At 72.9% G+C, this 23519-nt stretch carries 24 protein-coding genes and 1 pseudogene; 13 read left to right on the top strand and 12 right to left on the bottom strand.

What is annotated here, in order from left to right; genetic code table 11:
• Window positions 1-196: 196 nt before the first annotated feature.
• Window positions 197-454, bottom strand: a complete 258-nt coding sequence (locus ACZ6EJ_RS25890; RefSeq protein ID WP_003953983.1) for a WhiB family transcriptional regulator — start codon at window positions 452-454, stop codon at window positions 197-199.
• A gap of 317 nt (window positions 455-771) precedes the next feature.
• A complete protein-coding gene (locus ACZ6EJ_RS25885) occupies window positions 772-1740 on the bottom strand; it encodes a diacylglycerol/lipid kinase family protein (RefSeq protein WP_469270416.1) in 969 nt (322 codons plus the stop codon).
• 152 nt (window positions 1741-1892) lie between these two features.
• Here ACZ6EJ_RS25885 and ACZ6EJ_RS25880 point away from each other — a divergent pair, with 152 nt between their 5' ends.
• A complete protein-coding gene (locus ACZ6EJ_RS25880) occupies window positions 1893-2342 on the top strand; it encodes a hypothetical protein (RefSeq protein WP_469270414.1) in 450 nt (149 codons plus the stop codon).
• 10 nt (window positions 2343-2352) lie between these two features.
• Here the strand turns inward: ACZ6EJ_RS25880 and ACZ6EJ_RS25875 are convergent, their stop codons facing one another.
• The 3 genes from ACZ6EJ_RS25875 to ACZ6EJ_RS25865 all read right to left on the bottom strand — a co-directional run bounded on the left by ACZ6EJ_RS25875 (window position 2353) and on the right by ACZ6EJ_RS25865 (window position 4909).
• Window positions 2353-3282, bottom strand: coding sequence for an RNA polymerase sigma factor SigF (locus ACZ6EJ_RS25875; protein WP_469270413.1), 930 nt, complete (start codon window positions 3280-3282; stop codon window positions 2353-2355).
• Between the two features lie 23 nt (window positions 3283-3305).
• The gene (locus ACZ6EJ_RS25870) at window positions 3306-3719 is read right to left on the bottom strand and encodes an ATP-binding protein (RefSeq protein WP_003966375.1); all 414 of its coding nucleotides are present in this window, start codon (window positions 3717-3719) and stop codon (window positions 3306-3308) included.
• Window positions 3720-3979: 260 nt separating this feature from the next.
• Window positions 3980-4909 carry a 1-aminocyclopropane-1-carboxylate deaminase/D-cysteine desulfhydrase gene (locus tag ACZ6EJ_RS25865; RefSeq protein WP_469270410.1) on the bottom strand — a complete coding sequence of 310 codons (930 nt, stop codon included), beginning with the start codon at window positions 4907-4909 and terminating at the stop codon, window positions 3980-3982.
• A 218-nt stretch (window positions 4910-5127) separates the two neighbouring features.
• On the opposite strand from ACZ6EJ_RS25865, the gene ACZ6EJ_RS25860 reads away from it, so the two are divergent.
• From ACZ6EJ_RS25860 to ACZ6EJ_RS25845, 4 genes are all read left to right on the top strand, one after another.
• The gene (locus ACZ6EJ_RS25860; protein ID WP_469270408.1) at window positions 5128-6534 is read left to right on the top strand and encodes a family 2B encapsulin nanocompartment shell protein; all 1407 of its coding nucleotides are present in this window, start codon (window positions 5128-5130) and stop codon (window positions 6532-6534) included.
• A gap of 89 nt (window positions 6535-6623) precedes the next feature.
• The gene (locus ACZ6EJ_RS25855; protein ID WP_469270407.1) at window positions 6624-7667 is read left to right on the top strand and encodes a family 2 encapsulin nanocompartment cargo protein polyprenyl transferase; all 1044 of its coding nucleotides are present in this window, start codon (window positions 6624-6626) and stop codon (window positions 7665-7667) included.
• 79 nt (window positions 7668-7746) lie between these two features.
• Window positions 7747-8343 carry a GNAT family N-acetyltransferase gene (locus ACZ6EJ_RS25850; RefSeq protein ID WP_469270405.1) on the top strand — a complete coding sequence of 199 codons (597 nt, stop codon included), beginning with the start codon at window positions 7747-7749 and terminating at the stop codon, window positions 8341-8343.
• 55 nt (window positions 8344-8398) lie between these two features.
• Window positions 8399-9067: a DUF6304 family protein gene (locus ACZ6EJ_RS25845; protein WP_469270404.1), complete on the top strand. Its 669-nt coding sequence runs from the start codon at window positions 8399-8401 to the stop codon at window positions 9065-9067.
• A gap of 129 nt (window positions 9068-9196) precedes the next feature.
• Here the strand turns inward: ACZ6EJ_RS25845 and snpA are convergent, their stop codons facing one another.
• The gene (gene snpA / locus ACZ6EJ_RS25840; protein WP_469270402.1) at window positions 9197-9847 is read right to left on the bottom strand and encodes a snapalysin; all 651 of its coding nucleotides are present in this window, start codon (window positions 9845-9847) and stop codon (window positions 9197-9199) included.
• Window positions 9848-10167: 320 nt separating this feature from the next.
• Here snpA and ACZ6EJ_RS25835 point away from each other — a divergent pair, with 320 nt between their 5' ends.
• The 4 genes from ACZ6EJ_RS25835 (at window position 10168) to ACZ6EJ_RS25820 (ending at window position 14345) form a co-directional block, all read left to right on the top strand.
• Window positions 10168-11121, top strand: a complete 954-nt coding sequence (locus ACZ6EJ_RS25835; protein ID WP_469270401.1) for a LysR family transcriptional regulator — start codon at window positions 10168-10170, stop codon at window positions 11119-11121.
• 227 nt (window positions 11122-11348) lie between these two features.
• The gene (locus tag ACZ6EJ_RS25830; RefSeq protein ID WP_469270400.1) at window positions 11349-13094 is read left to right on the top strand and encodes a choice-of-anchor A family protein; all 1746 of its coding nucleotides are present in this window, start codon (window positions 11349-11351) and stop codon (window positions 13092-13094) included.
• A 22-nt stretch (window positions 13095-13116) separates the two neighbouring features.
• Window positions 13117-13467 carry a DUF952 domain-containing protein gene (locus ACZ6EJ_RS25825; protein ID WP_469270398.1) on the top strand — a complete coding sequence of 117 codons (351 nt, stop codon included), beginning with the start codon at window positions 13117-13119 and terminating at the stop codon, window positions 13465-13467.
• Window positions 13464-14345 (top strand): NAD(P)H-binding protein, encoded by an 882-nt coding sequence (locus tag ACZ6EJ_RS25820; protein WP_469270396.1) that lies wholly within the window; start codon window positions 13464-13466, stop codon window positions 14343-14345. Before ACZ6EJ_RS25825 ends, ACZ6EJ_RS25820 begins: the two co-directional genes overlap by 4 nt.
• Before the next feature lie 198 nt (window positions 14346-14543).
• On the opposite strand, the pseudogene ACZ6EJ_RS25815 reads toward ACZ6EJ_RS25820, so the two are convergent.
• Window positions 14544-14639 (bottom strand): annotated as a pseudogene (locus ACZ6EJ_RS25815) (alpha/beta fold hydrolase); the annotation flags it as partial.
• Window positions 14640-14854: 215 nt separating this feature from the next.
• Entirely contained in the window at window positions 14855-15250 is a 396-nt protein-coding gene (gene sodN / locus ACZ6EJ_RS25810) for a superoxide dismutase, Ni (protein WP_469270394.1), read from the bottom strand.
• 176 nt (window positions 15251-15426) lie between these two features.
• Here sodN and sodX point away from each other — a divergent pair, with 176 nt between their 5' ends.
• Window positions 15427-15855 (top strand): nickel-type superoxide dismutase maturation protease, encoded by a 429-nt coding sequence (sodX, locus tag ACZ6EJ_RS25805; protein ID WP_469270417.1) that lies wholly within the window; start codon window positions 15427-15429, stop codon window positions 15853-15855.
• Here sodX and ACZ6EJ_RS25800 read toward each other — a convergent pair.
• Window positions 15768-16388, bottom strand: a complete 621-nt coding sequence (locus ACZ6EJ_RS25800) for a CGNR zinc finger domain-containing protein (RefSeq protein ID WP_469270392.1) — start codon at window positions 16386-16388, stop codon at window positions 15768-15770. The genes sodX and ACZ6EJ_RS25800 overlap by 88 nt on opposite strands.
• A gap of 77 nt (window positions 16389-16465) precedes the next feature.
• On the opposite strand from ACZ6EJ_RS25800, the gene ACZ6EJ_RS25795 reads away from it, so the two are divergent.
• Window positions 16466-17239, top strand: a complete 774-nt coding sequence (locus ACZ6EJ_RS25795) for a class I SAM-dependent methyltransferase (protein ID WP_469270390.1) — start codon at window positions 16466-16468, stop codon at window positions 17237-17239.
• 67 nt (window positions 17240-17306) lie between these two features.
• Here ACZ6EJ_RS25795 and ACZ6EJ_RS25790 read toward each other — a convergent pair whose 3' ends face one another.
• The 3 genes from ACZ6EJ_RS25790 to ACZ6EJ_RS25780 are packed head-to-tail and all read right to left on the bottom strand — an operon-like array spanning window position 17307 to window position 20050.
• Entirely contained in the window at window positions 17307-18071 is a 765-nt protein-coding gene (locus ACZ6EJ_RS25790) for an amino acid ABC transporter ATP-binding protein (protein WP_469270388.1), read from the bottom strand.
• Complete coding sequence (locus tag ACZ6EJ_RS25785; RefSeq protein ID WP_469270387.1) at window positions 18068-19057, bottom strand: amino acid ABC transporter permease; 990 nt, start codon at window positions 19055-19057, stop codon at window positions 18068-18070. The genes ACZ6EJ_RS25790 and ACZ6EJ_RS25785 overlap by 4 nt, the downstream gene beginning before the upstream one ends.
• Before the next feature lie 30 nt (window positions 19058-19087).
• Window positions 19088-20050 carry an ABC transporter substrate-binding protein gene (locus tag ACZ6EJ_RS25780; RefSeq protein WP_469270385.1) on the bottom strand — a complete coding sequence of 321 codons (963 nt, stop codon included), beginning with the start codon at window positions 20048-20050 and terminating at the stop codon, window positions 19088-19090.
• 525 nt (window positions 20051-20575) lie between these two features.
• Here ACZ6EJ_RS25780 and ACZ6EJ_RS25775 point away from each other — a divergent pair.
• Window positions 20576-21820 carry an NAD(P)-dependent malic enzyme gene (locus ACZ6EJ_RS25775; protein ID WP_469270384.1) on the top strand — a complete coding sequence of 415 codons (1245 nt, stop codon included), beginning with the start codon at window positions 20576-20578 and terminating at the stop codon, window positions 21818-21820.
• A gap of 469 nt (window positions 21821-22289) precedes the next feature.
• Complete coding sequence (locus ACZ6EJ_RS25770; RefSeq protein ID WP_469270383.1) at window positions 22290-23258, top strand: zinc-binding dehydrogenase; 969 nt, start codon at window positions 22290-22292, stop codon at window positions 23256-23258.
• The last annotated feature ends 261 nt before the right edge of the window (window positions 23259-23519 follow it).

Raw genomic sequence — 23519 nt, 5'->3', positions numbered from 1 at the left:
ACCCTCCGTGCGAAAAAAAAAAGGGGGGAGAGAAAAACACAAAAACCCACCCCCCCCCCCCCGGGCCCCCCCCCCCCCCCCCGCTCCGTGTGTTCACGTTGCGATGCGCTTCGGGGTACTGCGCGCTGCGACTCGAAGGCGGGGCTGTGCGCACGCTCTGTGCGCGCCGCCGGGCTGAGGGGTGGTGCGGGGTCGCTCAGGCGCTGGCGTTACGCGCCCGGTTGCGAGCGGCGCGGCGCTTCATCGCGCGGCGCTCGTCCTCGCTGAGGCCACCCCAGACGCCGGAGTCCTGGCCGGACTCGAGCGCCCACTGCAAGCACTGCTCCATGACGGGGCAGCGGCGGCAGACAGCCTTGGCTTCCTCGATCTGCAGCAGCGCAGGACCGGTGTTGCCGATGGGGAAGAACAGCTCGGGGTCTTCCTCACGACAAACGGCGTTGTGACGCCAGTCCATGGCTGCTACCTCTCCTTGGTATTACACGCTGGTGCTTGTGAATGTGAACGCTTTCACGAATCCCCCCGCAGATGACGGGCCGACCCCCAGATGGACTGGGTGTGGTCTGTGAGGTGAGGAGGGGTTCTGGCTACCAGGGAGGCCGGTGCTGCGGGCCGTCCCGATCGCCATGTAGAGATTCGCAAACCTCGGCGGCGGATACAACCCCTTCTGGAAAGTTTTTTTTGATTCCTCGGTGTCGACTAGGTCACAGCCGCACTTCTTAGGGGTGGGGGCCAGTCCAAACGTTCGAGTTAAAGGACTTTGGGCCCTTCCACTCACACAATCACACGCAGTGCATGGCGAACGCCTGTGAACGTCACGCTCGTACGCAGTCCCAAGTGGTCGCCGTCCACCTGGAAGGGGAGGGGGACCTTTGAATGCAAGGTGAAGTCCGTGAGGTCATGCAGTGAAACAGCGTGCTTGCCGCGGGGGCCTCTCTCGGGGCTCGACGTGAGCAACTGGGTGCCGTACCGGGCCACCGCCGCGGTGGACAGCCGCTTCAGTCCGAGGACGTCCAGAGCCGTGTCGAAAGAGGCTCTCGGCGAGGCGTAGACCGGGCGATTGCCCAGGTAGGTCCAGGGGGCGGTGTTGCAGACGATGGAGAGCGCGAGATCGGCGACCGGGTCCCGGCCGGGCACGTCGAGCGTGATCGTCCCGTGTCTGCGGTGGGCCTCGTCGAGGAACTGGCGCATCACCTGGCGCACGTACAGCGCATGGGTCGAACGTTTGCCGCCCTCGCGTTTCTGTTCGACCCGGCCGACCACTCCCGCGTCGAATCCGAGACCCGCACAGAAAGTGAACCAGCGTTCCGGCACGGATTCGTCCGGTGTGCCCGCGGTGCCGGCGGCGAGACCGAGGCCGACCGTGCGTTCGCTCCGGTTCGCCAGGGCGTCGAGAATCGCTCCCGTCGCCTCCACCGCGTCATTGGGCAGGCCCAGCGCCCGCGCGAACACATTGGTCGAACCGCCGGGCACCACGGCGAGCTTCGGCAGGCGGTCCACGTCCGGACCCCGGTGCAGCAGCCCGTTCACGACCTCGTTGACCGTGCCGTCGCCGCCGAGGGCGACCACCAGGTCGACGTCGTCGCCGTCGGCCGCCAGCCGGCCCAGGTCCCGTGCGTGCCCCCGGTACTCGGTGGTCACCGCCTCCAGCTTCATCTCGCTGGCCAGCGCGTGGATCAGCACGTCACGGGTCCGCGCGCTGGTGGTGGTAGCAGCGGGATTGACCACGAGGAGTGCGCGCATGTCCGCAAGCCTACCTAGCGGGCGGACGGGACCCGCGGCCCCGTTCGCCCCGTTCCGTGCCGGTCACGCACCGTGAGCCCCCTCCGGCCGGCCGCCGCGCCCGTACACCCCCGGCTTCGCCTCCGGGCGCCGGGGATGCCAACCTGAAGGACGTGAGCACTCAGCAGACCTCGTCCACCCCGCCGCCCTCCTCCGCCGAGCGCCCGACCCGGATCACCGTCCTCGCCGGGGTCAACGCCCTCGAAGGCGCGGCGCTCGCCATCGGCGGCGTCTACCTGCTCGTCATGGGGGTGCTCGGGCGCCCCGAGAGCCCCCAGCAGGCGGAGACGGTGGGCATCACGCTGATCGCCCTCGGCGCGATCCCGCTGTTCGCCGCGCGCGGCCTGCTCCTGCTGCGCGGCTGGAGCCGGGGCCCCGCGCTGATCACCCAGATCATGGCGCTGCCGGTGGCCTGGACGCTGCTGCGCTCGCAGGGCGCGCTGATCCCCACCGGCATCGTCCTGGCGGCGGTCGCCGTGACGGGCCTGGTGCTCGTCCTCAACCCGGCGACCACCCAGGTCCTGGGCATCCGCCGGGGTGCGGGGACGGCCCCCGACGCCTGAGCGGCGGGGGCTACTCCTCGACGAGCAGGCGTTCGCGCAACTGCGCCAGCGTCCGGGCCAGCAGCCGCGAGACGTGCATCTGCGAGATGCCGACCTCCTGCGCGATCTGCGACTGGGTCATGTTCCCGAAGAAGCGCAGCAGCAGGATGCGCTTCTCGCGCGGTGGCAGGCCCTCCAGGAGCGGCTTGAGCGACTCCCGGTACTCCACCCCCTCCAGCGCCTCGTCCTCCGAGCCCAGCGTGTCCGCGACCGCGGGGGACTCGTCGTCGGTGTCCGGGACGTCCAGCGACAGCGTGCTGTACGCGTTGGCCGACTCCAGCCCCTCCAGCACCTCCTCCTCGGAGATGCCCAGCCGCTCCGCCAGCTCGTGCACCGTCGGCGAGCGGCCGTGCTGCTGGGACAGCTCCGCGGTGGCGGTGGTGAGCGACAGCCGCAGCTCCTGAAGCCGGCGCGGCACCCGCACCGCCCAGCCCTTGTCCCGGAAGTGGCGCTTGATCTCGCCGACGACCGTGGGGGTGGCGTACGTCGAGAACTCCACGCCCCGGTCCGGGTCGAACCGGTCCACCGACTTGATCAGCCCGATGGTGGCGACCTGGGTCAGGTCGTCCAGGGGCTCCCCGCGGTTGCGGAAGCGGCGGGCCAGGTGCTCCACCAGCGGCAGGTGCATCCGCACCAGCCGGTTGCGCAGCTCGGCCTTCTCCGGGGAGCCGTCGGGCAGCCCCCGCAGCTCGACGAAGAGGGCGCGCGCCGCGCCGCGGTCGTGTGGATCGTGGTGCCCGTGCTCGCTCATCTGGCCCGCCCGCTCTGCCTGCGACTGCTGCTCCACCGCGACGTCGGGGCGCTGCGGCCCGTCCGCTCCGTCCACCGGATGCGGACGGGCCTGCTGCTCCGGGACGCCTGCTGGGCGCACCATCCCGGATCGGATCGTCTCGTCCCGCACAGGACCGTCCCCGTTCCCCTCGCTCACGCCGGCCCGGGGCCCGCGCCGCGCTGTTTGTAGAGGCTGATGCTGACCGTACGGTCGTCGGCGACCGTGGAGTCGACCTTGCCGGCCAGCGCGGAGAGCACCGTCCAGGCGAAGGTGTCGCGCTCGGGCGCGCGACCGTCCGTGGTGGGGGCCGACACCGTCACTTCGAGGGAGTCGTCGACGAGACGGAAGACGCAGCTCAGGACGGAGCCCGGCACGGCCTGCTGGAGCAGGATCGCGCAGGCCTCGTCGACCGCGATGCGAAGGTCCTCGATCTCGTCGAGGGTGAAGTCCAAACGGGCTGCGAGACCGGCCGTGGCCGTCCGCAGCACCGACAGGTAGGCGCCCGCGGCGGGCAGCCGGACTTCCACGAAGTCCTGATTACCGGGCTCGCCTGCGATCTGGGACACCCTCACCTCCAAGGTGGCACAAAGTCTTTCGAGGTTCCGGGAAGGGTGGCCCGGAGCCATGCGGTCGGTCGACGGTTCTCAGCTCGGCGACGCTATCGGATCAATGATGCCGTGTCCTACGGGCCCCGCGCTCCGGCCGTCACCCATGGTAGGTCCATGCACACGCACAGTGGCTAGGGGTCTGCGTCGTCCAATTGCGAAGAACCAGCGCCGCATTGACGTACCCAGCCGCCGGACGGTCGAACCGTCCCCGCGGCGGCCTACCGGGCGGCGGGCGGCGTCGGTACGGGCTCGGGGCCGGGGGTCGCGGTGACGACGGCGCCCACCCGCGCTCCCGGCGCGAAGGCCCCCTCCTCGGCCAGCGCGGTCAGCGCGTACAGCAGCTTGGCCACGTAGACGCGCTCCACGGGGAGCCCGTGGCGGTCCTCGAAGTCGGCGGCGAACACCTCCAGCTCCGGGGTGGTGCGGGCGTAGCCGCCGAAGGCGAAGCGCTCCTCCAGCGACCAGCTCCCGACCGGGCCGCCGAACGCCTCGCGCTGGAGGCGGGCCACGGCCTCGCCGAGGAAGCCGCCGCGCAGCACGGGGACGCCCAGGGCCCGCTGCCCGGCGCCCAGCCCCGCGGCGAGACCGGCGAGGGTGCCTCCGGTGCCGCAGGCCACGGCCGCCACGTCGACCTTCCCGGCCAGCTCGCGCCCCAGCGCCGCGCAGCCCAGGACGGCCGGGGCGTTGCTGCCGCCCTCCGGGACGACCTCCACGTCCCCGAACCGGCTCAGCAGCTCCGCCAGCACCTCGGGGGAGGACTTCGCCCGGTACGTCGCACGGTCCACGAAGTGCAGCCTCATGCCGTCGGCCGCGCACCGGGCGAGCGACGGGTTGAGGGGCCGGTGGGCCAGTTCGTCGCCCCGGACGACGCCGATGGTGTCGAACCCCAGCAGCCGGCCGGCCGCCGCGGTGGCCCGCAGGTGGTTGGAGTAGGCGCCGCCGAAGGTCAGCACGGGGCGCCCGGCGGCGGCCTCCAGGTTGAGGACGAGTTTGCGCCACTTGTTGCCCGGCAGCTCCGGGTGGATGAGGTCGTCCCGCTTGAGGAGCAGCGCGACCCCGCGGCGCGCGAAGCGCTCGTCGTCGACCTCCCGCAGGGGGGAGGGCACCCGAGGCCGCAGGAGGGCGTCGAGGCGGGGCGGGCGGTTCACCCGCCCATTGTCGCCTGATCCGGAGACCGCCCGGCCCGCCGCTTTCGGCCGCCCTCCACCGCCGCCGGACCGGCGGGCGGGGGAGCGGGCAGCCCGTCCGGTGGCGCACATGCCCCAGTCCAAGGCTGATTAGTCACACTCTTTTGTGTAATGGCGGATCGACTCTCCGTGCTGAAAGGCTCGCCAGGCAGGTCAGCCCAGGATGGAGAGGACGTCAGATGTCCGTTGGTGAAGAGGTTCGCGACACGCAGGCGCCGCCGCAGCAGAGTCTGGGGACGGCGGCAGCGCGGAACCTCGCGACGACCACCAAGTCCGCGCCGCAGATGCAGGAGATCACCTCCCGGTGGCTGCTGAAGACGCTGCCGTGGGTGCAGGTGCAGGGCGGGACGTACCGGGTGAACCGGCGGCTCACCTACGCGGTCGGGGACGGCCGGGTGACGTTCGTGCAGACCGGGGGCCGGGTGGCCGTGATCCCGGCCGAGCTGGCCGAGCTGCCCGCCCTGCGGGGGTTCGGGGACGCGGAGGTCCTGGCCGAACTGGCCCGCAGGTGCGAGCAGCGGGACGTGGCCGCGGGGGAGGTGCTGGCCGCCTCGGGGGATCCGGCGGACCGGATCTTCCTGCTGGCGCACGGCAAGGTCGAGAAGATCGGCTCCGGGCCGTACGGGGAGGAGGCGGAGCTGGGCGTTCTCGCGGACGGGGCGTACTTCGGCGACCACAGCCTGGTCGACGGCGACGCGGTGTGGGAGTACACCGCCCGCGCCGTCACCCCGTGCACCCTCCTGACGCTGAGCCGCGCCGACGTGTACAACCTCGCGGAGCGCGCCGAATCGCTCCGGGGCCACCTCACCGGTCTGCTCTCCATCCCGCACCAGCGGACCAACCGCCACGGCGAGGCGGCGATCGACCTCTCCGCCGGCCATGTCGGCGAGGCGGTCGTCCCGCACACCTTCGTCGACTACGACGCCGCCCCGCGCGAGTACGAACTGAGCGTGGCGCAGACGGTCTTGAAGGTGCACAGCAGGGTCGCCGACCTCTACAACCAGCCGATGAACCAGACCGAGCAGCAGTTGCGGCTCACGGTGGAGGCGCTGCGCGAGCGCCAGGAGCACGAGCTGATCAACAACCCCGAGTTCGGTCTGCTCACCAACTGCGACTACGGTCAGCGGCTCCAGCCGCACGACGGGACGCCCAGCCCGGACGACATGGACGAACTGCTCTCCCGGCGCCGGGGCTCGAAGCTCTTCCTGGCCCATCCGCGCGCCATCGCCGCCTTCGGCCGCGAGTGCAACCGGCGCGGACTCGTCCCCGACAGCGTGGACGTCGGCGGCCACCGCCTGCCCGCCTGGCGCGGGGTGCCGATCTTCCCGTGCAACAAGATCCCGGTCACCGAGGCCCGCACCACCTCGATCATCTGCATGAGGACCGGCGAGTCCGAGCAGGGCGTCATCGGCCTCCAGCAGACGGGCATCCCCGACGAGATCGAGCCGAGTCTCTCGGTCCGCTTCATGGGCATCGACGAACAGGCGATCATCTCCTACCTCGTGACGGCGTACTACTCAGCCGCCATCCTGGTACCGGACGCCCTCGGCGTGCTGGAGAACGTCGAGGTCAGCCGCTGGCGCTGACCCGATCCGCTCCGGGGGCCGGGCAGCCGACACCGCCCGGCCCCCGGGGCCCGCACCCACCGCCTCGCCCCCAGGGAGTGACCGTGACCATGACCCGTACGGACGCAGCCACGGAAGGGCACGAAGCCGCGGCGCTCCTGGAGCGCGCCCGCGCCGTCGTCGACCCGCATCTGCGATCGGCCGTGGAGTCGCTGCCCGGCGGCATACGCCGGGTCGCCATGTACCACTTCGGCTGGGAGAACGCCGACGGAACGCCCGCCTCGGGCCGGGCCGGCAAGGCCATCCGGCCGGCGCTCGTGCTGGCCGCCGCCCGCGCGCTCGGCGGCGACCCCGAGCGGGCGGTCCGCGCCGCCGTCGCCGTCGAGCTGACGCACAACTTCACCCTGCTCCACGACGACGTCATCGACGAGGACACCACCCGCAGGCACCGGCCCACCGCCTGGGCGGTCTTCGGCGTCCCGGACGCCATCATCACCGGAGACGCCCTGCTCGCCCTCGCCCAGCGGCTGCTCTGCGAGGACGCGCACCCGGCCGCGGGCCGGGCCGCCGCCCGCCTCTCCTCCTGCGTCATCGAGCTGTGCGCGGGCCAGCAGGCGGACTGCGCCTTCGAGGAGCGCGGCCCCGACGAGATCACGCTCGACGAATGCCTGGCCATGGCGACCGCCAAGACGGGCGCGCTGCTGGGGTGCGCCTGTGCGCTCGGCGCCCTCTACGCGGGGGCGGAGGACCGGACGGTCCGGGCGATGGACGGGTTCGGCCGGGAGGCGGGGCTCTCGTTCCAGCTCATCGACGACCTGATCGGCATCTACGGGGACCCGGCCCGCACCGGCAAACCGGTCGGCGCGGACCTGACCGCCCACAAGAAGTCCCTGCCGGTGGTGGCCGCCCTCACCTCGGGCGCCCCCGCCGCCGCCGAGCTGGCCGCCCTCTACCGGGGCCCCCTGACCACGTCGGTGGAGGTGGACCGGGCGGCCGACGCCGTGGACCGGGCCGGCGGCCGCGACTGGGCCCAGAGCTGCGCGGCCGACCGGATGGCCCGCGCCCTGCACCACCTCTCGCGGGCGGTCCCCGAGCCGAGCGGCGCGGGCGACCTGCTGGCCCTGGCGGAGTTCGTCACCCGGAGGAGCGACTGAGCGACCGGCCGCCTACCCTCAACCCTGGTATGCGTCACCGGGGTTGCGGCAAGCGGCAGAAGGGGCGGTGCACTCTTTCATGGGCATGAGGACACAGCGGGCGGACCGGAGCGACCGGGAACGCGTCGTCGCGGTCATGGAGAAGGCGTTCCACGACGACCCGGTCAGCGCCTGGGTGTTCCCCGACGAGGCGCACCGGCGGGCGGTGCACGGCGCGTTCCTCGGCGTCTTCGTGGACACCGCCCTCGCCGAGGGGCACATCGACATCGCCGGGGAGGGCGCGGCGGTGGCCCTGTGGCTGCCGGCGCCCGCCGGGGCCCCCGAGGGGGAGGACCCCACGCCCGCCCTGATGCGGCGGACCGCCGACCCCGACAACGAGCGCTGCGAGCTGGTGGGGCGGCTCACCGGAGCCGTCCACCCGCACGACCGCGCCCACGCCTACCTGCTGATGGTCGCCGTCTCCCCCGAGCGGCAGGGGGAGGGGCTGGGGGCCGGGCTGATCGGCGCGGAGCTGGAGCGCTGCGACCGGGACGGGCTGCCGGCGTACCTGGAGGCGAGCAGCGCCCGCAGCCGCGCCCTGTACGAACGGCTCGGATTCCGCTCCCGAGGCCCTGCCGTGGAGCTGCCGGGCGGCCCGTCCATGTGGCCCATGTGGCGTGAACCCCACGCGAGTTGAGCCCGCATGGAGGGCGGGCCGCGGGGAGCGCCGGGAGCGGCTACAGTCCCTGCTCATGACAGATGAGTCGTGGGCCGGCTGGTACCGGGACCACCGGGGTTCCGACGCCGTCGTCCTGACCACGGACGGGCAGCAGCTCCGCATCCGCATCCGGGGGGTCGACTTCGAGGGCGAGAGCTTCGACGACCTGGCGCCGGTCGCGGGCATCCCCCCGGAGATCGGGATGTTCGCCCTCGCGGAGGGCGCGCTCACCGACTGCGTACTGGAGTGGGACCTGCCGCTGCCCGTCCTCGCCGCGGGCGCGCTCCGCCACGCCACGCTCCACTGCCTGCTCTCCCTGCGCCGGGCCGACCCGGACCTGCACCTGGCGCTCCACCTGGACGGCGCGGTGTACGAATCGGCCCGCGCGGAGAGCGACTTCGCCGCGGCCCTGGCCGCCGTCCAGCGGGCCCTCCCGGACGGCATACGCCTGCAGACCTGCATAGCCTGCGCGTTCTCCGACTACTTCCCCGCGCCGGGCCGCGGCCTCTCCGGCGGCCTCGCCTGCTTCCGGGGGGCCAAGGACGCCTACCGGGGCACGGCGGGCGAGGACGACGTGCTGGACCTCTGGGACCGGCGGACGGGGTTCGTCCAGGAGGTCTGGAGCTGCCGCGAGTTCGAGGAGCGCCCGGCCGAGGGCGCGGGCACCGGCCACCGGGGGGCCTTCCCCCTCGAACTCGCCTGACCGCGCACCCGCCCGCGCCCCCGCGCCGTAAGGGACGCGCGGGGCGCCGGCCGGCCCGAGGAGACGGACCGGCCGGACTCGGCCGCGTACGGCCGGGACGGGGCCCGGTGCGCCTGGAGGCGCCCGGTGTCAGGAGGAGGAGCGGGCGAGCGCGGCCAGGCCGTTCTGCCACAGGAGGTTCACGCGGGCCCGCTCGTTGGCGTCCGGGATCGCGTTGGTGCAGGAGGGGCCGGGGCCGCCACCGGACATGAGCTGGCTGCACGGTCCGGAGTAGTTGTCCCGCAGGCCGAGCACGTGCCCGGTCTCGTGCGTGGTGACGCGGGTCGAGTTGTAGCGCTGGTTCTGGGCGTAGTCCAGGAAGATGTAGCCCCGGCCGTGCCCGTCGGTGCTCGCGTAGGAGCCGCGCGGGTCGTTGCCCTCGCGGTAGGAGAAGTCCGCGCCGGAGCCCTCCTGGAGCTGGACGTTGGTGACCGAGCTGTTCCAGATCCGCGTGCTGTTGGCTATCTGGGTGCGGAAGGACGGCGCGCCGGAGGTGCTGTAGACGACCGTGACCGCCTGGGCGCCGGGGTTGGCGGCGCGCTTCTCGGCGACGGACTTCATGACCGCGTCGAAGAAGGCGCGGTTCGCCGCCGCGTTCTCGCCGGAGGCGTTGTACGCGGCGACGGCGGCGGGACCGGGGGCGGGGGCGGGAGCGGCGGCCACCGCGGGGGCGGCGACCGGCGCGGCGAGGAGGCCGAGCCCGGCGGCGACGGAGGCGACAGCGGTCCTGAGGTGTCTCATGGGGGATTTCTCCTACCTGTCCGATGAACCCGCGCCGTGGGGGTTGTCCGTCATCCGGACAGGGCGCGGGGGCGGTACGGGGAGAGTGTGGGGGTGCGGACGGCCGCCGGGGATGATGCCAACCGGCGATAGCGCCGCCCTATCCCCGGCCCGGCGCGCGCTGCGCACCCACCGCGTCCGCGCCCGCCCATCCCTGTCACGCCCACCTCGCCGGGAGGGGGCCGCCAACCGTCCGTACGGCCAACTCCCGGTGGAATACCGCCGTTTGGCCGGGTTGCGTCGTCTGGTGCGAGCGGGCGGGCGGTCATAGTGTCCGCTGCATGGAGCTTGAGGTGAGGCACCTCAGAGCGTTGTGCGCCATCGCCGACGCGGGCAGTCTGCACCAGGCGGCCCGCCGCCTCGGCGTGAGCCAGCCCTCCCTGACCACGCAGTTGCGGCGGATCGAGAACACGCTGGGCGCCGAGTTGTTCCGCCGCGAGCGCACCGGCTGCCGCCCGACCCCGCTGGGGAGGGCCGTCCTCGGCCGCGCCCGCCCGCTGGTGGACGGCATGGACGCCCTGGTCACCGAGGCGCTGGCGGAGGCCGACGCCCACCGCGGCCGGGGCCCCCGGCTGCGCGTCGGCTCCACCGCGAGCCGGGTCATCGGCTGCTGGCTGCGGCGGCTGCGGGCCGTCCTGCCCGGCACCGACATCTCGCTGCGGGTGGACGTCTCGGCCCGCGAACTGCTCCGCTCGGTCGCGACGGGCCGCCTGGACGTCGCCTTCGTGCACGAGGTGGAGGGCTGCCCGCTCGCCGTGCCGGAGGGCCTGGAGCAGCGGGTGCTGGTCGACCGGGAACCCCAGTTCATCTCGCTCTCCCGCGACCACCCGGCCGCCCGCCGCCCGGTGGTGGAGCTGGGGGACCTGGCGGGCGACCCCTGGATGGTGGACCCGACGGTGGACGGCGAGTGGGACGGGGTGCGCCGGGTGCTCGGCGCGGCCGGGTTGAACCCGCCCGTGCTGCACGGCGACTACCTCACCGCCGCCTCCCTCGTCGTGCTCGGCGAGGCCGTCGCCCCCTGCCAGCCCACGTCGGGCCCGCGCGACGACATGGCCATCCGCCCGCTGCGGGGCGATCCGCTCGCCGTGCGGCTGCTGCTGGTCTCCCGGCCCGGCATGGACGTGGCGGTGGTGTACGCGGAGCTGGAGGCCGCCTACCGGGACGCGGCGCGCCGGGCGAGCGGCTACCACGCGTGGCTGCTGCGCCACCACAGCCCGCTGGCCCGCGCGCTCTGAGGGGCGGGCCCGCTCCCGTACGGCCCGCGGCGAACCGCTCTCCGCTGCACACCCCTGCCCGCCCGGCGGCGCGGCCCGGACCCGGTAGGGGAGGCGAGGCTCCCGGCCTGTGCGGCGGCCGCTGCTGCGCGTGTCGGGCGTCTAAAACATCCTATAGGGCTACACAACCGGACAAGAGCGGCGTGTCATACAATCTGACTAAGCGTTAAAGATGCATATTGCGCGGCATGGAACAGAAGGCGCGCAGGCGCGGCAACGCAATCCGGGCAGCAGTGACAGTGGCCACGGCCGCGGCGATGGTGGCCGCGCTGGCCCCGGCCGCGGGCGCGGACCCGCTACCGGGCGGACTGGGACCCTGCCTCGGCAACTCCTGCCCGAGCAGTTGGAACGACCCCAACAACGGTCCGGTCACCAACTACGACAGCAACATCAACGTCTTCGTCGGCGGGGACTTCCTCGTCCGGGAGGCGGCGGCCGAGGCGGAGGGGAAGGTCGTCACCCTCGGCCGGTTCGACATGAACAAGCGGCCGGGGGCCTCGCAGGTGTACAACGTCGGCATCGCGGGCGTCGGTTCGCGGGTGCCGCCGCCGGACGGGTCCGACTACCTGACCGTGGGCGGGGACATCACCATCGCCCCCGGAGAGCGCCTGCTGGCCGAGGAGGGCGCCCACTCCGGCCGCGTCGCCTACGAGGGGACCCTCACCGGCACGGTGAACCCGTTGACCGCGCCGCGCTTCGACCCGGACGCGACGGCCCCGTACGCCGAGCTGCGCCCGCAACTCACCGAGGCCAGCCGCTGCTACGCGTACGTGGGCGACGAGCACCGCCCGGCGACGGGCACCTGGCAGACGGTCGGCGACATCATCACGTTCACCGGGGACGGCACGTCGGCGATCCAGATCTTCGACGTGGACGCGGACCTGGAGTCGCAGACGGGCGGCAACACGGGCTTCGTGTTCAACGGCATCCCCGCGGGCGCGACCGTCCTGGTCAACGTCTACGGCACCAGCCGGAACGTCGCCACGTTCATGGGGGCGTTCCCCAACGAGGGGCTCCGCGAGCACCTGCTGTGGAACTTCCCGGACGCCACCGACCTGTCGCTGACCGGGCCGGCCCAGTTCGAGGGCAGCGTGCTGATCGGCCAGCCGACGAGCACGACGGTGCTGAACATGAGCGGCACCAATGGCCGTTTCTACACGGCGGGTTCGCTCACCCACACGTCGGCGGGCCTCTCCGGCGGCCAGGAGATCCACGCGTACCCGTTCGACGGCGATCTGCCGAGCTGCGGACCCGACCCGACGCCGACGCCGACGCCGACCCCGACGGACCCGACGCCGACCCCGACGCCGACTGATCCCACGCCTACGCCGACGCCGACGGACCCGACGCCTACGCCGACGCCGACGGACCCGACGCCTACGCCGACGCCCACGGACCCGACGCCGACCCCCACGCCCACGGACCCGACGCCGACCCCCACGCCGACGGACCCGACCCCGACGCCGACCCCGACGCCGACTGATCCCACGCCTACGCCCACGCCGACGGACCCGACCCCGACGCCGACCCCCACGGACCCGACGCCCACGCCGACCCCCACCGACCCGACGCCCACGCCCACCCCGACCGACCCCACCCCGACGCCCACGCACCCCACGCCCACTCCCACGTACACGCACCCGACCCCCACCCCCACTCCCACGTGCACGGACCCCACGCCCACCCCCACGCACCCCACCCCGACCCCCACGGACCCCACCCCCACGCACCCCACCCCGACCCCCACGCACCCGAAGCCGACCCCGTCCCACCACACGCCGCGCCCGACCTCCTCGCCGAGCCGTCCGGGCCACCTGCCCGACACCGGGTCCGAGGGCGGTGAGTGGCTCATCGGGTCCATCGCGGCAGCGCTGGTGGCCGCGGGCGGTACGGTCCTCGTCGTCACGCGCAGGGCGCGCCGACGCACCCTCTAGCAGCGCCCGTTAGCGTGGTGCGATGAGCGAACCGCTGCTGCACCTCGCCGAAGCACCCTTGTGGGAGGCGGCCCGCGGGACCGGGACGTACACGATGTCCACCCGCGGCCGCACCCTCCGGGAGGAGGGCTTCATCCACCTCTCGCTGCCCCACCAGCTCCCCGGCGTGGCCCGGATGCTGTACGGGGTCGACGACCGGGACCTCGTGGTCCTGGTCGTCGACCCCGCCCGCCTCGCCGACCCCGTCCGGTACGAGGCGTTGGAGCCGGGCGGCGAGGAGTTCCCGCACCTGTACGGCCCCCTGCCGGTGGCGGCGGTCGTGGAGGTGCGGCCCTGGGACGGGGACCGACGAGAGGAAGGCGCACCACAGTGATCGACACCCTCACCGCCGTGACCGGGGCGAGCGGAGCGGTGGGCGGCCGGGTCGCCCGGCGACTCGCCCGGACCGGCGCACCCGTCAGACTGCTGGGCCGCGACCCGGCCCGCCTCCCCGACCTGCCCGGCGCCGACCGCGCGCCCGCCGCCTCCTACGGCGACGGGGAGGCGATGCGCCGGGCCCTCGACGGGGCGCACACCCTGTTCCTGGTCTCCGCCCACGAGAGCCCCGACCGGGTGCGCGAGCACGTCACGGCGGTGGACGCGGCCGTGGCGGTGGGCGTGGAACGGATCGTGTACCTGTCGTTCCAGGGCGCCGCGCCCGACGCCACGTTCACCTTCGCCCGCGACCACTGGTACACCGAGGCGCACATCCGCACGACCGACGTGCGCCACACGTTCCTGCGGGACAACTGGTACCTGGCCGGGCTCCCCGCGATGACCGGCCCGGACGGGGTGATGCGCGGCCCCGGCGGGGACGGCCGGGTCGCGGCCGTCGCCCACGACGACGTCGCGGACGCCGCGGCGGCCGTCCTGCTGGACGAGGGGACGGGCCACGACGACCGGGCCTACGACCTCACCGGACCCGAGGCGTTCACCCTGGCGGAGGCCGCCGAGGAGCTGAGCCGCGTCACCGGACGCGCCGTCGTCTACGTCCCCGAGACCCGCGAGGAGGCCTACGCCTCCCGGTCCGGCTACGGGGCCGAGGAGTGGGAGGTGGCCGGCTGGGTCACCTCGTACGAGGCCATCGCCGCCGGCGAGCTGGCCGCCGTGTCGGACGCGGTGCCCGCGCTCACCGGTCGCCCGGCGCAGAGCTTCGCGGACTTCCTCGCGGCGAACCCGGACAGCTACCGCCACCTGCTCCCGGACCACTGAACGGGACTACTCGACCGGTCTGCCGGACTGGACCGCGGGCCCCGACCGCGCGTCGGCCCGTGAGCGGTCCCCGCGCGACCGTTCCGCGCGGTCCGGGTGGTCGGGGCCCGGCCGGACGCGCGGCCCGCCCGCGGCCGCGACGCGTTCCTCGGAGCCCTCGCCACCGGCTCCGCGCCCCGTACGCGGGCGGCGCCGAATCCGGCCCGTGTGGTCCAGGACCGCGGCGGCGAGGGGGGCGTGCACCGCGCGGGGGAGGGCGTGGCCCATGCCGGGGATCTCCCCGAGCGCCGTCCCGAGAGCCAGTCCCGAGACGAGTCGTATCGTCTCGTTACGAGAGTAGCGCACCGCCGGGCCGAGGCGGATGCCGCTCCCGCGGCCGGGCGGCCCCGCCCCCGAAACGCCGCACCCGGTCCGCGACGGACGCCGTTCTCGGCGCCCCGCGGACCGGGTGCGGACCGGTAGGCGCGACGTGACCAGCGAAACCGCAGGTCAGACGGCCTGACCAGAGATCAGGCCTGCTTGGTCTCCCAGAAGATCTTGTCGACCTGGGCGATCAGGTCCAGCGCCTTCTGGCCCGTCGCCGGGTCGTTCGACGCCTTGGCCGCGGAGAGCGCCTTCAGGGTGTCGTTGACGAGCTGGTGCAGCTCCGGGTACTTCTCGAAGTGCGGGGGCTTGAAGTAGTCGCTCCAGAGCACCGAGATGTGGTGCTTCGCGAGCTCGGCGCGCTGCTCCTTGATCAGGATGGCGCGCGTGCGGAAGTCGGCGTCCTCGTTGGCCTGGTACTTCTCCTGGACGGCCTTGACCGACTCGGCCTCGATGCGGGCCTGGGCCGGGTCGTACACGCCGCAGGGCAGGTCGCAGTGGGCGCTGACCTTCACCGTGGGGGCAAACAGGCGGGAAAGCATGGAGCTGTCCTCCTCGTGATCGTCTTCTCAGGTGGGACATTACTCCGTGGGACGCCGCTTTCCACGGCTGCCCCTGGGGCTTAGGTCAAAAGTCCGGGGTGGGAAACGAGCTGTCGGCGCAATGCCGGAGCGGTGCGCGGGACGACGGGGTGGAGGAGGACCGGGAGGTGCCGGAGATGCCGGAGCGGGGACAGGGGTCCGGGAGCGGGCTGGGGGCGCGGCGTGCGCTGCGGGTGGTGGAGGTGACGGGGCCGTCGATGGTGCCCACGCTCTACCACGGCGACCTGCTGCTGGTGGAGTACGGCGCGCCCGTGCGCCCCGGTGACGTGGTGATCCTGCGCCACCCCTTCCAGCAGGACCTGCTCGTGGTCAAGCGGGCCGCCGAGCGGCGGCCCGGCGGCTGGTGGGTGCGGGGCGACAACACCTTCGCGGGCGGGGACAGCACCGACTACGGGGTCGTCCCCGAGGAGCTGGTGCTGGCGCGGGTGCGGATGCGCTACCGGCCCCTGGCGAAGGGTCAGCGGTCGGTGGCGGCGGTGCTGGGCTGGGCGGTCTCCGCGCTGCGGCCGGTGCGCTCCGCCTCCTGGCGCTTGCGGGCCCGGTAGGCGGCCACGTTGGCGCGGGTCGCGCAGCGGTCCGAGCAGTAGCGGCGGGAGCGGTTGGTGGAGGTGTCCAGGTAGGCGTTGCGGCAGGGCGGCGCCTCGCACAGGCCGAGGCGGTCGACGCCGTGGCCGGTGAGGTGGAAGGCCAGGCCCATGGCCGCGATGGCGGCGTACCCGGCGGTCGCGTTGGACGGGTGGTCGGCCAGGTGCAGGTGCCAGTCGGGGCGGCCGTCCTCGTCGCGGGTGTCGTGGCCGGAGATCTGCGGGCTCACCGGGAACTCCAGCAGCAGCGAGTTGAGCAGGTCGACCGCGAGCGTCTCGTCGCCGCCGTCCGCCGCCTCGAAGACCGCGCGCAACCGCCCCCGTACGGAGCGGAAACGGGTCACGTCCGCGTCCGTCGCCCGCCGCGCCGCCTGCTGGTTGGCGCCGAACAGCTCCCGTACCGCCTCGACCGAGGTGAGCGTGTCCTTGTTGCGGGCCGGCTCCTCGGTGTTGACCAGACGGACGGCGTAGTCCGAGTAATAGGCCAGTTCCACTTGTAGTCCTTACGGAGTCGGGTCTAGAGTCGGGGTGTCGGCCAGTGTAATGGTCGGCTGTTGGAATCGGGCATTACGTGGAGGGTGACGTGGCGGAGACGGCCGAAGGCGTCGACTGGCGGTCCTGGCAGGAGAGCTGGGACCGGCAGCAGGAGTGGTACATGCCCGACCGCGAGGAGCGGTTCCGGGTCATGCTGGACATGGTGGAGGCGGTCGTCGGGCCGCGGCCGCGGGTGCTCGACCTGGCCTGCGGCACGGGCAGCATCACCGACCGCCTCCTCAAGCGGTTCCCGGACGCCACCAGCACCGGCGTCGACCTCGACCCGGCGCTGCTGGCCATCGCCCGCGGCACCTTCGAGGGCGACGACCGGGTCGCCTTCGTCACCGCCGACCTCAAGGACCCGGACTGGCCCTCCCGGCTGCCGCACACCTCGTACGACGCCGTCCTCACCGCCACCGCCCTGCACTGGCTCCACACCGGGCCGCTCACCGCGCTCTACGGGCAGCTCGGCGGGCTCGTCCGGGAGGGCGGGGTGTTCATGAACGCCGACCGCACCATCGACCCGGCCACCCCCCGCATCAACGCCGCCGAACGCGCCCACCGGTACGCCGCGATGGAGCGCGCCAAGGGGGCCGGGGCGCTGGACTGGGCCGACTGGTGGGCCCTCGCCGCGAAGGACCCGGTCCTGGCCGGCCCCACGGCCGAGCGGTTCGCGATCTACGGCGAGCACGCGGACGGCGAGACGCCCTCCGCCGACTGGCACGCCCGCACCCTGCTCGCCGCCGGCTTCGCCGAGGCCCGCGCGGTCTGGGCCTCGCCCTCGGACACCCTGGTGCTCGCCGTGAGGTGAGCGCCGCACGGACGCCGGAGGGCGGCACGGACCCCTGGCCCGTACCGCCCTCGTCGCCGCCGCAGCGCTACAGCACCTTGGACAGGAACGCCTTCGTCCGCTCGTGCTGCGGGTCGTTCAGGACGTCGCGCGGGTGGCCGGACTCGACCACCACGCCGTCGTCCATGAAGACCAGCGCGTCGCCCACCTCGCGGGCGAAGCCCATCTCGTGGGTCACGACGATCATCGTCATGCCGTCCTCGGCCAGCCCGCGCATCACGTCCAGGACGTCGCCGACCAGCTCCGGGTCGAGCGCGGAGGTCGGCTCGTCGAAGAGCATCAGCTTCGGCTCCATCGCCAGGGCGCGGGCGATGGCCACCCGCTGCTGCTGCCCGCCGGAGAGCTGCGAGGGGTAGTTGCCGGCCTTGTCGGCCAGGCCCACCCGGTCCAGCAGCTTCTCGGCGCGGGCCCGCGCCACGGCCTTCGCCTCGCCCTTGACCTGGACCGGGGCCTCCATGACGTTCTCGACCGCCGTCATGTGCGGAAAAAGGTTGAAGCGCTGGAAGACCATGCCGATGTCCCGGCGCTTGAGGGCGACCTCGCTGTCCTTCAGCTCGTGGAGCTGGTCGCCCTTCTGCCGGTAGCCGACCAGTTCGCCGTCGACCGAGAGCCGGCCGGCGTTGATCTTCTCCAGGTGGTTGATGCACCGCAGGAAGGTCGACTTGCCGGAGCCGGACGGGCCGATCAGGCAGAACACCTCGCGCGGGGCGACCTCCAGGTCGATGCCCTTGAGGATGTGGGCGGCGCCGAAGGACTTGTGGACGCCCTCGGCCTTCACCATGGGGGTGGTCATGCGGAGACACCTCCGGAGGGCCGGTTGCTGAACGCGGAGAAGTTGGCCTTGAGGCGCTGCAACGGCGTCAGCGGCAGCGCGCGCTGCGAGCCGCGCGCGAAGCGGCGCTCCAGGTAGTACTGGCCGACGCTGAACACACTGGTCATGACGATGTACCAGATGGACGCGACGAACAGCATCTCCATCACCGCGTACGACGTGGAGCCGATCTGCGAGGTGGAGCGCAGCAGTTCGTTGTACGTGACCGCGTAGACCAGCGAGGAGGTCTTCAGCATGTTGATGAACTCGTTGCCGGTCGGCGGGATGATGACGCGCAGCGCCTGCGGCAGGACCACGCGGCGCATGGTCTTCGCCTGCGTCATGCCGAGCGCGTGCGCCGCCTCCGACTGGCCCTCGTCGACGGACTGGATGCCGGCGCGGCAGATCTCCGCCATGTAGGCGGCCTCGTTCAGGGCCAGGCCCAGCAGGGCGCACATGAACGGGGTCATGACGTCCGTCATCTCGTCCTTGTAGACGAACGGGATGTTCAGGACGGGGAAGACCAGCGCCAGGTTGAACCAGAGCAGCAACTGCACGTAGACGGGGGTGCCCCGGAAGAACCAGATGTACAGCCAGGCCACCCAACTGGTGACCGGGTTCTTGGCCAGCCGCATCACGGCCAGCACCACGCCGAGCACCACGCCGAGCGCCATCGCGAGCACGCTGATGAGCAGGGTGCGGCCGGCCCCGGCGAGCACCATGCTGTCGAAGACCTTCTCGCCGACGGCCTGCCACTGGATGTCGCCCTGCGAGAAGGCGTAACCGAGCGCCGCCAGGAGGCCGATGACCAGCACACCGCTGATCCACCGGCCGACGTGGCGGACGGGAACGGCCCTGATGGCCTCCGGGGCCGTCCCTGCCGCCCGGAGGACGGCCGGATCGGCCGTCTTGGTGAGAGGCGCCGGGCCGGTGGGGCCGGCGGGCGCCGTGTCGTGCTTGTCAGTCATGGTGACTGCCCTTCAGTGGAGCGTCCGGTGTCACTTGCCGCTGTTGATGGCGGCCTTGTCGATCGCTCCGGTGCCGGCCCCCCACTTGTCGAGCACCTTCTGGTACGTGCCGTCGGCGATGATCGCGTCGACGGCCTCCTTCAGGGCGTCGCGCAGGCCGGTGTTGTCCTTCTTGACGGCGATGCCGAACGGACCGGCGTCCACCTGCTCGCCGATGATCTCGAACGCCTTGCCGCCATTGGCCTTGCGCACCAGGTCGACCGCGACCGGGTAGTCGTTGACGCCGGCGACCGCGCCGCCGGACTTCACGCGGGTCTGGGCCTCGGTGTCGTTGTCGAACGACTCGATCTCCACGGGCTTGCGGCCGGCGTCCGTACACGCCTTGGACTGGGTCTTCAGCGCCTTCTCGTACGTCGTGTCGCGCTGCACGGCGGCGGTCTTGCCGCACAGGTCCTCGATGGACTTCAGCCCCTCGGGGTTGCCCTTCTTCGTGTAGACGGCGGTGCCGGCCAGGAAGTAGTCGACGAAGTCGACGCCCTCGCCCAGCTTCTTGCCCGCATCGTCCAGCCCCTCCTGGCGCTGCTTGTTGTCCGTGATCGACGACATCGCGATGTCGTGGCGGCCGGAGTTGAGAGCGGTGATCAGACCGTCGAAGGAGCCCGAGGTGAACTCGAACCGCACCCCGAGCTGCTTGCCGAGCGCGGCGGCCAGATCAGGGTCCAGCCCCACGATCTTGCCGTTCTCGACCGACTCCATCGGGGCGTATTCGGCATTCGTGCCGACCTTGATGACACCCGACTTCTGGTACTTCTCGGGCAACTTGGAGAACAGGGGCGCACCGGTCTTGGTGGCCTTCCCGCTGCCGCTCTCCCGAGAGGCGCCGTCGGTCTGGTCGCCGCAGGCGGTGAGCAGCAGGGTGCCGGCGACCGCGATGGCGCCGACCGCCGCGATCCGGGACATGGCGGGCGTACGACGCGTGGTGCTTGCGGTCATGTTCGAGATCCTCCGGCAGGTGAGGTGAGGTGCGACTCGGCGGCATGGCACGCGCCTTCGAGTGTCGCCACCTTGTGTGATGACGGCATCCTGCCATTGGGACTGTGCCGTTCAGGGATTCCGTCATGTCAAAATCGGATAACGGGCGACCCCCGAACCTCAACCGGCCGGTACGTCAGGACCGGACCATCTGCGGGGATTTCTTGCTTCCGCCGGAGAATCTTCGGCGGGTCTCGGCCGGTGGGTGGTGTTTATGCCGGTTTGCCGACTTGTCCAGATATTCGACTATGAGTCACGTCACCGCCTCGATATGGACTCGTCCGTAACATCGTCCGTCCGGTAAGAAAGACGTTTACACCCCTCATCCGGGGCTCAGGGCGCGTGTGCGGCGCGCCCGCGCGTGCGTATCCCACCCTGCCGGGACGGGCCAACCGTCCGGCGCAGGGCACGTACGCGGTGCCCGCCCACCCCTCCTCAACCAGGAGTGGCCACCCTCAAACGATGAAGACCTAAGGGGTCAACACCATGGCAGCGGAGATCGTCAATCCTCGCAGCGACAGCACGACCGACAGCAGCGCCGCCCGGCGCGCGGGCGCGACGGGCCTCGGGGCCGACGAGCCCTTCGATCCGGCCTTCGCCCTCCACCGGGGCGGGAAGATGGCCGTGCAGTCCACCGTCCCGATCCGGGACAAGGACGACCTGTCCCTCGCCTACACGCCCGGCGTGGCGAAGGTGTGCAGCGCCATCGCCGACAACCCGGAGCTGGTCCACGACTACACCTGGAAGTCGCAGGTCGTGGCCGTCGTGACGGACGGCACCGCCGTTCTCGGCCTCGGCGACATCGGCCCCGAGGCGTCCCTCCCCGTCATGGAGGGCAAGGCCATCCTCTTCAAGCAGTTCGGCGGCGTCGACGCGGTGCCGATCGCGCTCGCCACCACCGACGCCGACGAGATCGTCGACACCGTCGTCCGGCTCGCCCCCTCCTTCGGCGGGGTCAACCTGGAGGACATCTCGGCACCCCGGTGCTTCGAGATCGAGCGCAAGCTCCAGGAGCGCCTGGACATCCCGGTCTTCCACGACGACCAGCACGGCACCGCCGTCGTCACCCTCGCCGCCCTGCGCAACGCCGCCAAGCTCTCCGGGCGGACCCTGGGCGACCTGCGCGGCGTCATCTCCGGCGCGGGCGCGGCGGGCGTGGCGATCGCCAAGTTCCTCCTGGAGGCGGGGATCGGGGACATCGCGGTGGCCGACCGCAAGGGCGTCGTCAGCCGCGACCGGGAGGACCTCACCGACGTCAAGCGCGAGTTGGCCGAACTGACCAACCGGGCCGGCCTCTCCGGTCCCCTGGAGCAGGCGCTGGCCGGCGCGGACGTCTTCATCGGCGTCTCCGGCGGTACGGTCCCGGAGGCGGCGGTGGCCTCGATGGCGCCCGGCGCGTTCGTCTTCGCGATGGCCAACCCGAACCCGGAGATCCACCCGGAGGTCGCGCACAAGTACGCGGCCGTCGTGGCGACCGGGCGTTCGGACTTCCCGAACCAGATCAACAACGTGCTGGCGTTCCCCGGCATCTTCGCCGGCGCGCTCCAGGTCCGGGCCTCCCGGATCACCGAGGGCATGAAGATCGCCGCGGCCGACGCGCTGGCCGACGTGGTCGGCGACGAGCTGGCGGCCGACTACGTCATCCCGTCGCCGTTCGACGAGCGGGTCGCCCCGGCGGTGACCGCCGCGGTGGCGGCGGCCGCGCGGGCGGAGGGCGTCGCGCGCCGCTGACGCGCCGAGCGGCGGGGCGGGGTCCGGTGCGCGGGCCCCGCCCTTCGCCGTCCCGGCGGGCCGGAGCGCGGTGGGCGGCGCCGGGCAGGCTTCGCCGTCCCGGTGGACCGGAGCGCGGTGGACCGGAGCACGGTGGACCGGAGCACGGCGCGCGGCACCGGGCAGGAGGTCGGCGGCCCCTGGAGCACGGCCGGCTCGGTGCGCGGCGCCTCGTGCCGGCTCTGCGGCGCGTACCGGGGGTGTCCTGCTCAGGTCGTGACGACGGGCCCGCGCGGGCGGGGCCGGCCGCTCAGGTCGTGACGACGAGCCCGTGCGGGCGGGGCCGGCCCGAGCGCGGTACCGGCTCGGCGGCGGCGCGGCCCGGTGCGCGGCGGCCCGGAGCGCCCTGGGCGGTCGCGGCGGGCCCGGTTGGCGCGCGTCACACGGGCGTCCGGTTACGCGCGCCCCCCGCCCGGCCTATCGTCGAGCCATGTTCGCCGCCTACGCAGCCCGCATCGACCCCGACCAGCCCCTCGACGGCCTTGAGCTGGGCGAACGCCCGGCCCCCGAGGCGCGCCCCGGCTGGACCACCGTCACCGTCCGCGCCGCCTCCCTCAACCACCACGACCTCTGGTCCCTGCGAGGCGTGGGCCTCCCCGCGGACCGGCTGCCGATGATCCTCGGCTGCGACGCCGCGGGCGTCGACCAGGACGGCAACGAGGTCGTCCTGCACTCCGTGATCGGCCAGTCCGGGCACGGCGTCGGGCCGAAGGAGCCGCGCTCCATCCTCACCGAGCGCTACCAGGGCGCCTTCGCCGAACAGGTCTCCGTCCCCACCTGGAACGTGCTGCCCAAGCCGAAGGAGCTCTCCTTCGAGGAGGCCGCCTGCCTGCCGACCGCCTGGCTCACCGCGTACCGGATGCTCTTCACCAACGCCGGGGTGCGGCCCGGCGACTCGGTCCTGGTCCAGGGGGCGGGCGGCGGGGTCGCCACCGCGGCGATCGTCCTCGGGAAGGCCGCGGGGCTGCGGGTCTTCGCCACCAGCCGCGACCGGGCCCGGCGTGAACGGGCCGTCGAGCTGGGGGCGTTGGAGGCGTACGAGCCCGGAGCGCGGCTCCCGCGGCGGGTGGACGCGGTCATCGAGACCGTCGGCGCCGCCACCTGGTCCCACTCGGTGAAGTCGCTGCGCCCCGGCGGCACCCTCGTCATCTCGGGGGCCACCAGCGGGGACCGCCCCGCCCACGCCGAGCTGACCCGCATCTTCTTCCTGGAGTTGAAGGTGGTGGGCTCCACGATGGGCACGAAGGACGAGCTGGAGGACCTGCTCGCGTTCTGCGCGCACACCGGCGTGCGCCCGGTCATCGACGAGGTGCTGCCGCTGGACCGGGCCCGCGAGGGGTTCCAACGGCTGGCCGACGGCGAGCAGTTCGGGAAGATCGTGCTCACGCCGACCGTCTGAGGCGCCTCCGCGACGCCCTCTTGCCGGACCGCCGCCCCGCTGGTGGGATCGGGCCCCATGAGCCCGGTCCGAGCACTCGTCGCCGCCGTCGTCGCGTCCGTGCTGGCGGCGGGGGCCCTCGCCCCCGCCGCGGGGGGGGGGCCGGCCCCCCCCCCCCCCCCCCCCCCGCCGGCTTTTCCCCCCCTGGCCGACAACCGGGGGGGCACCCCCACCCTCCGCGGATGGAAAGTGGAGGGAAAAGGCCACCCGGGCGAGGAGGGG

The organism is Streptomyces sp. NPDC041970, from assembly GCF_055588985.1.
The sequence above is the reverse complement of the archived record's forward strand: the minus strand, read 5'-3'. Positions and strand labels throughout refer to the sequence as shown.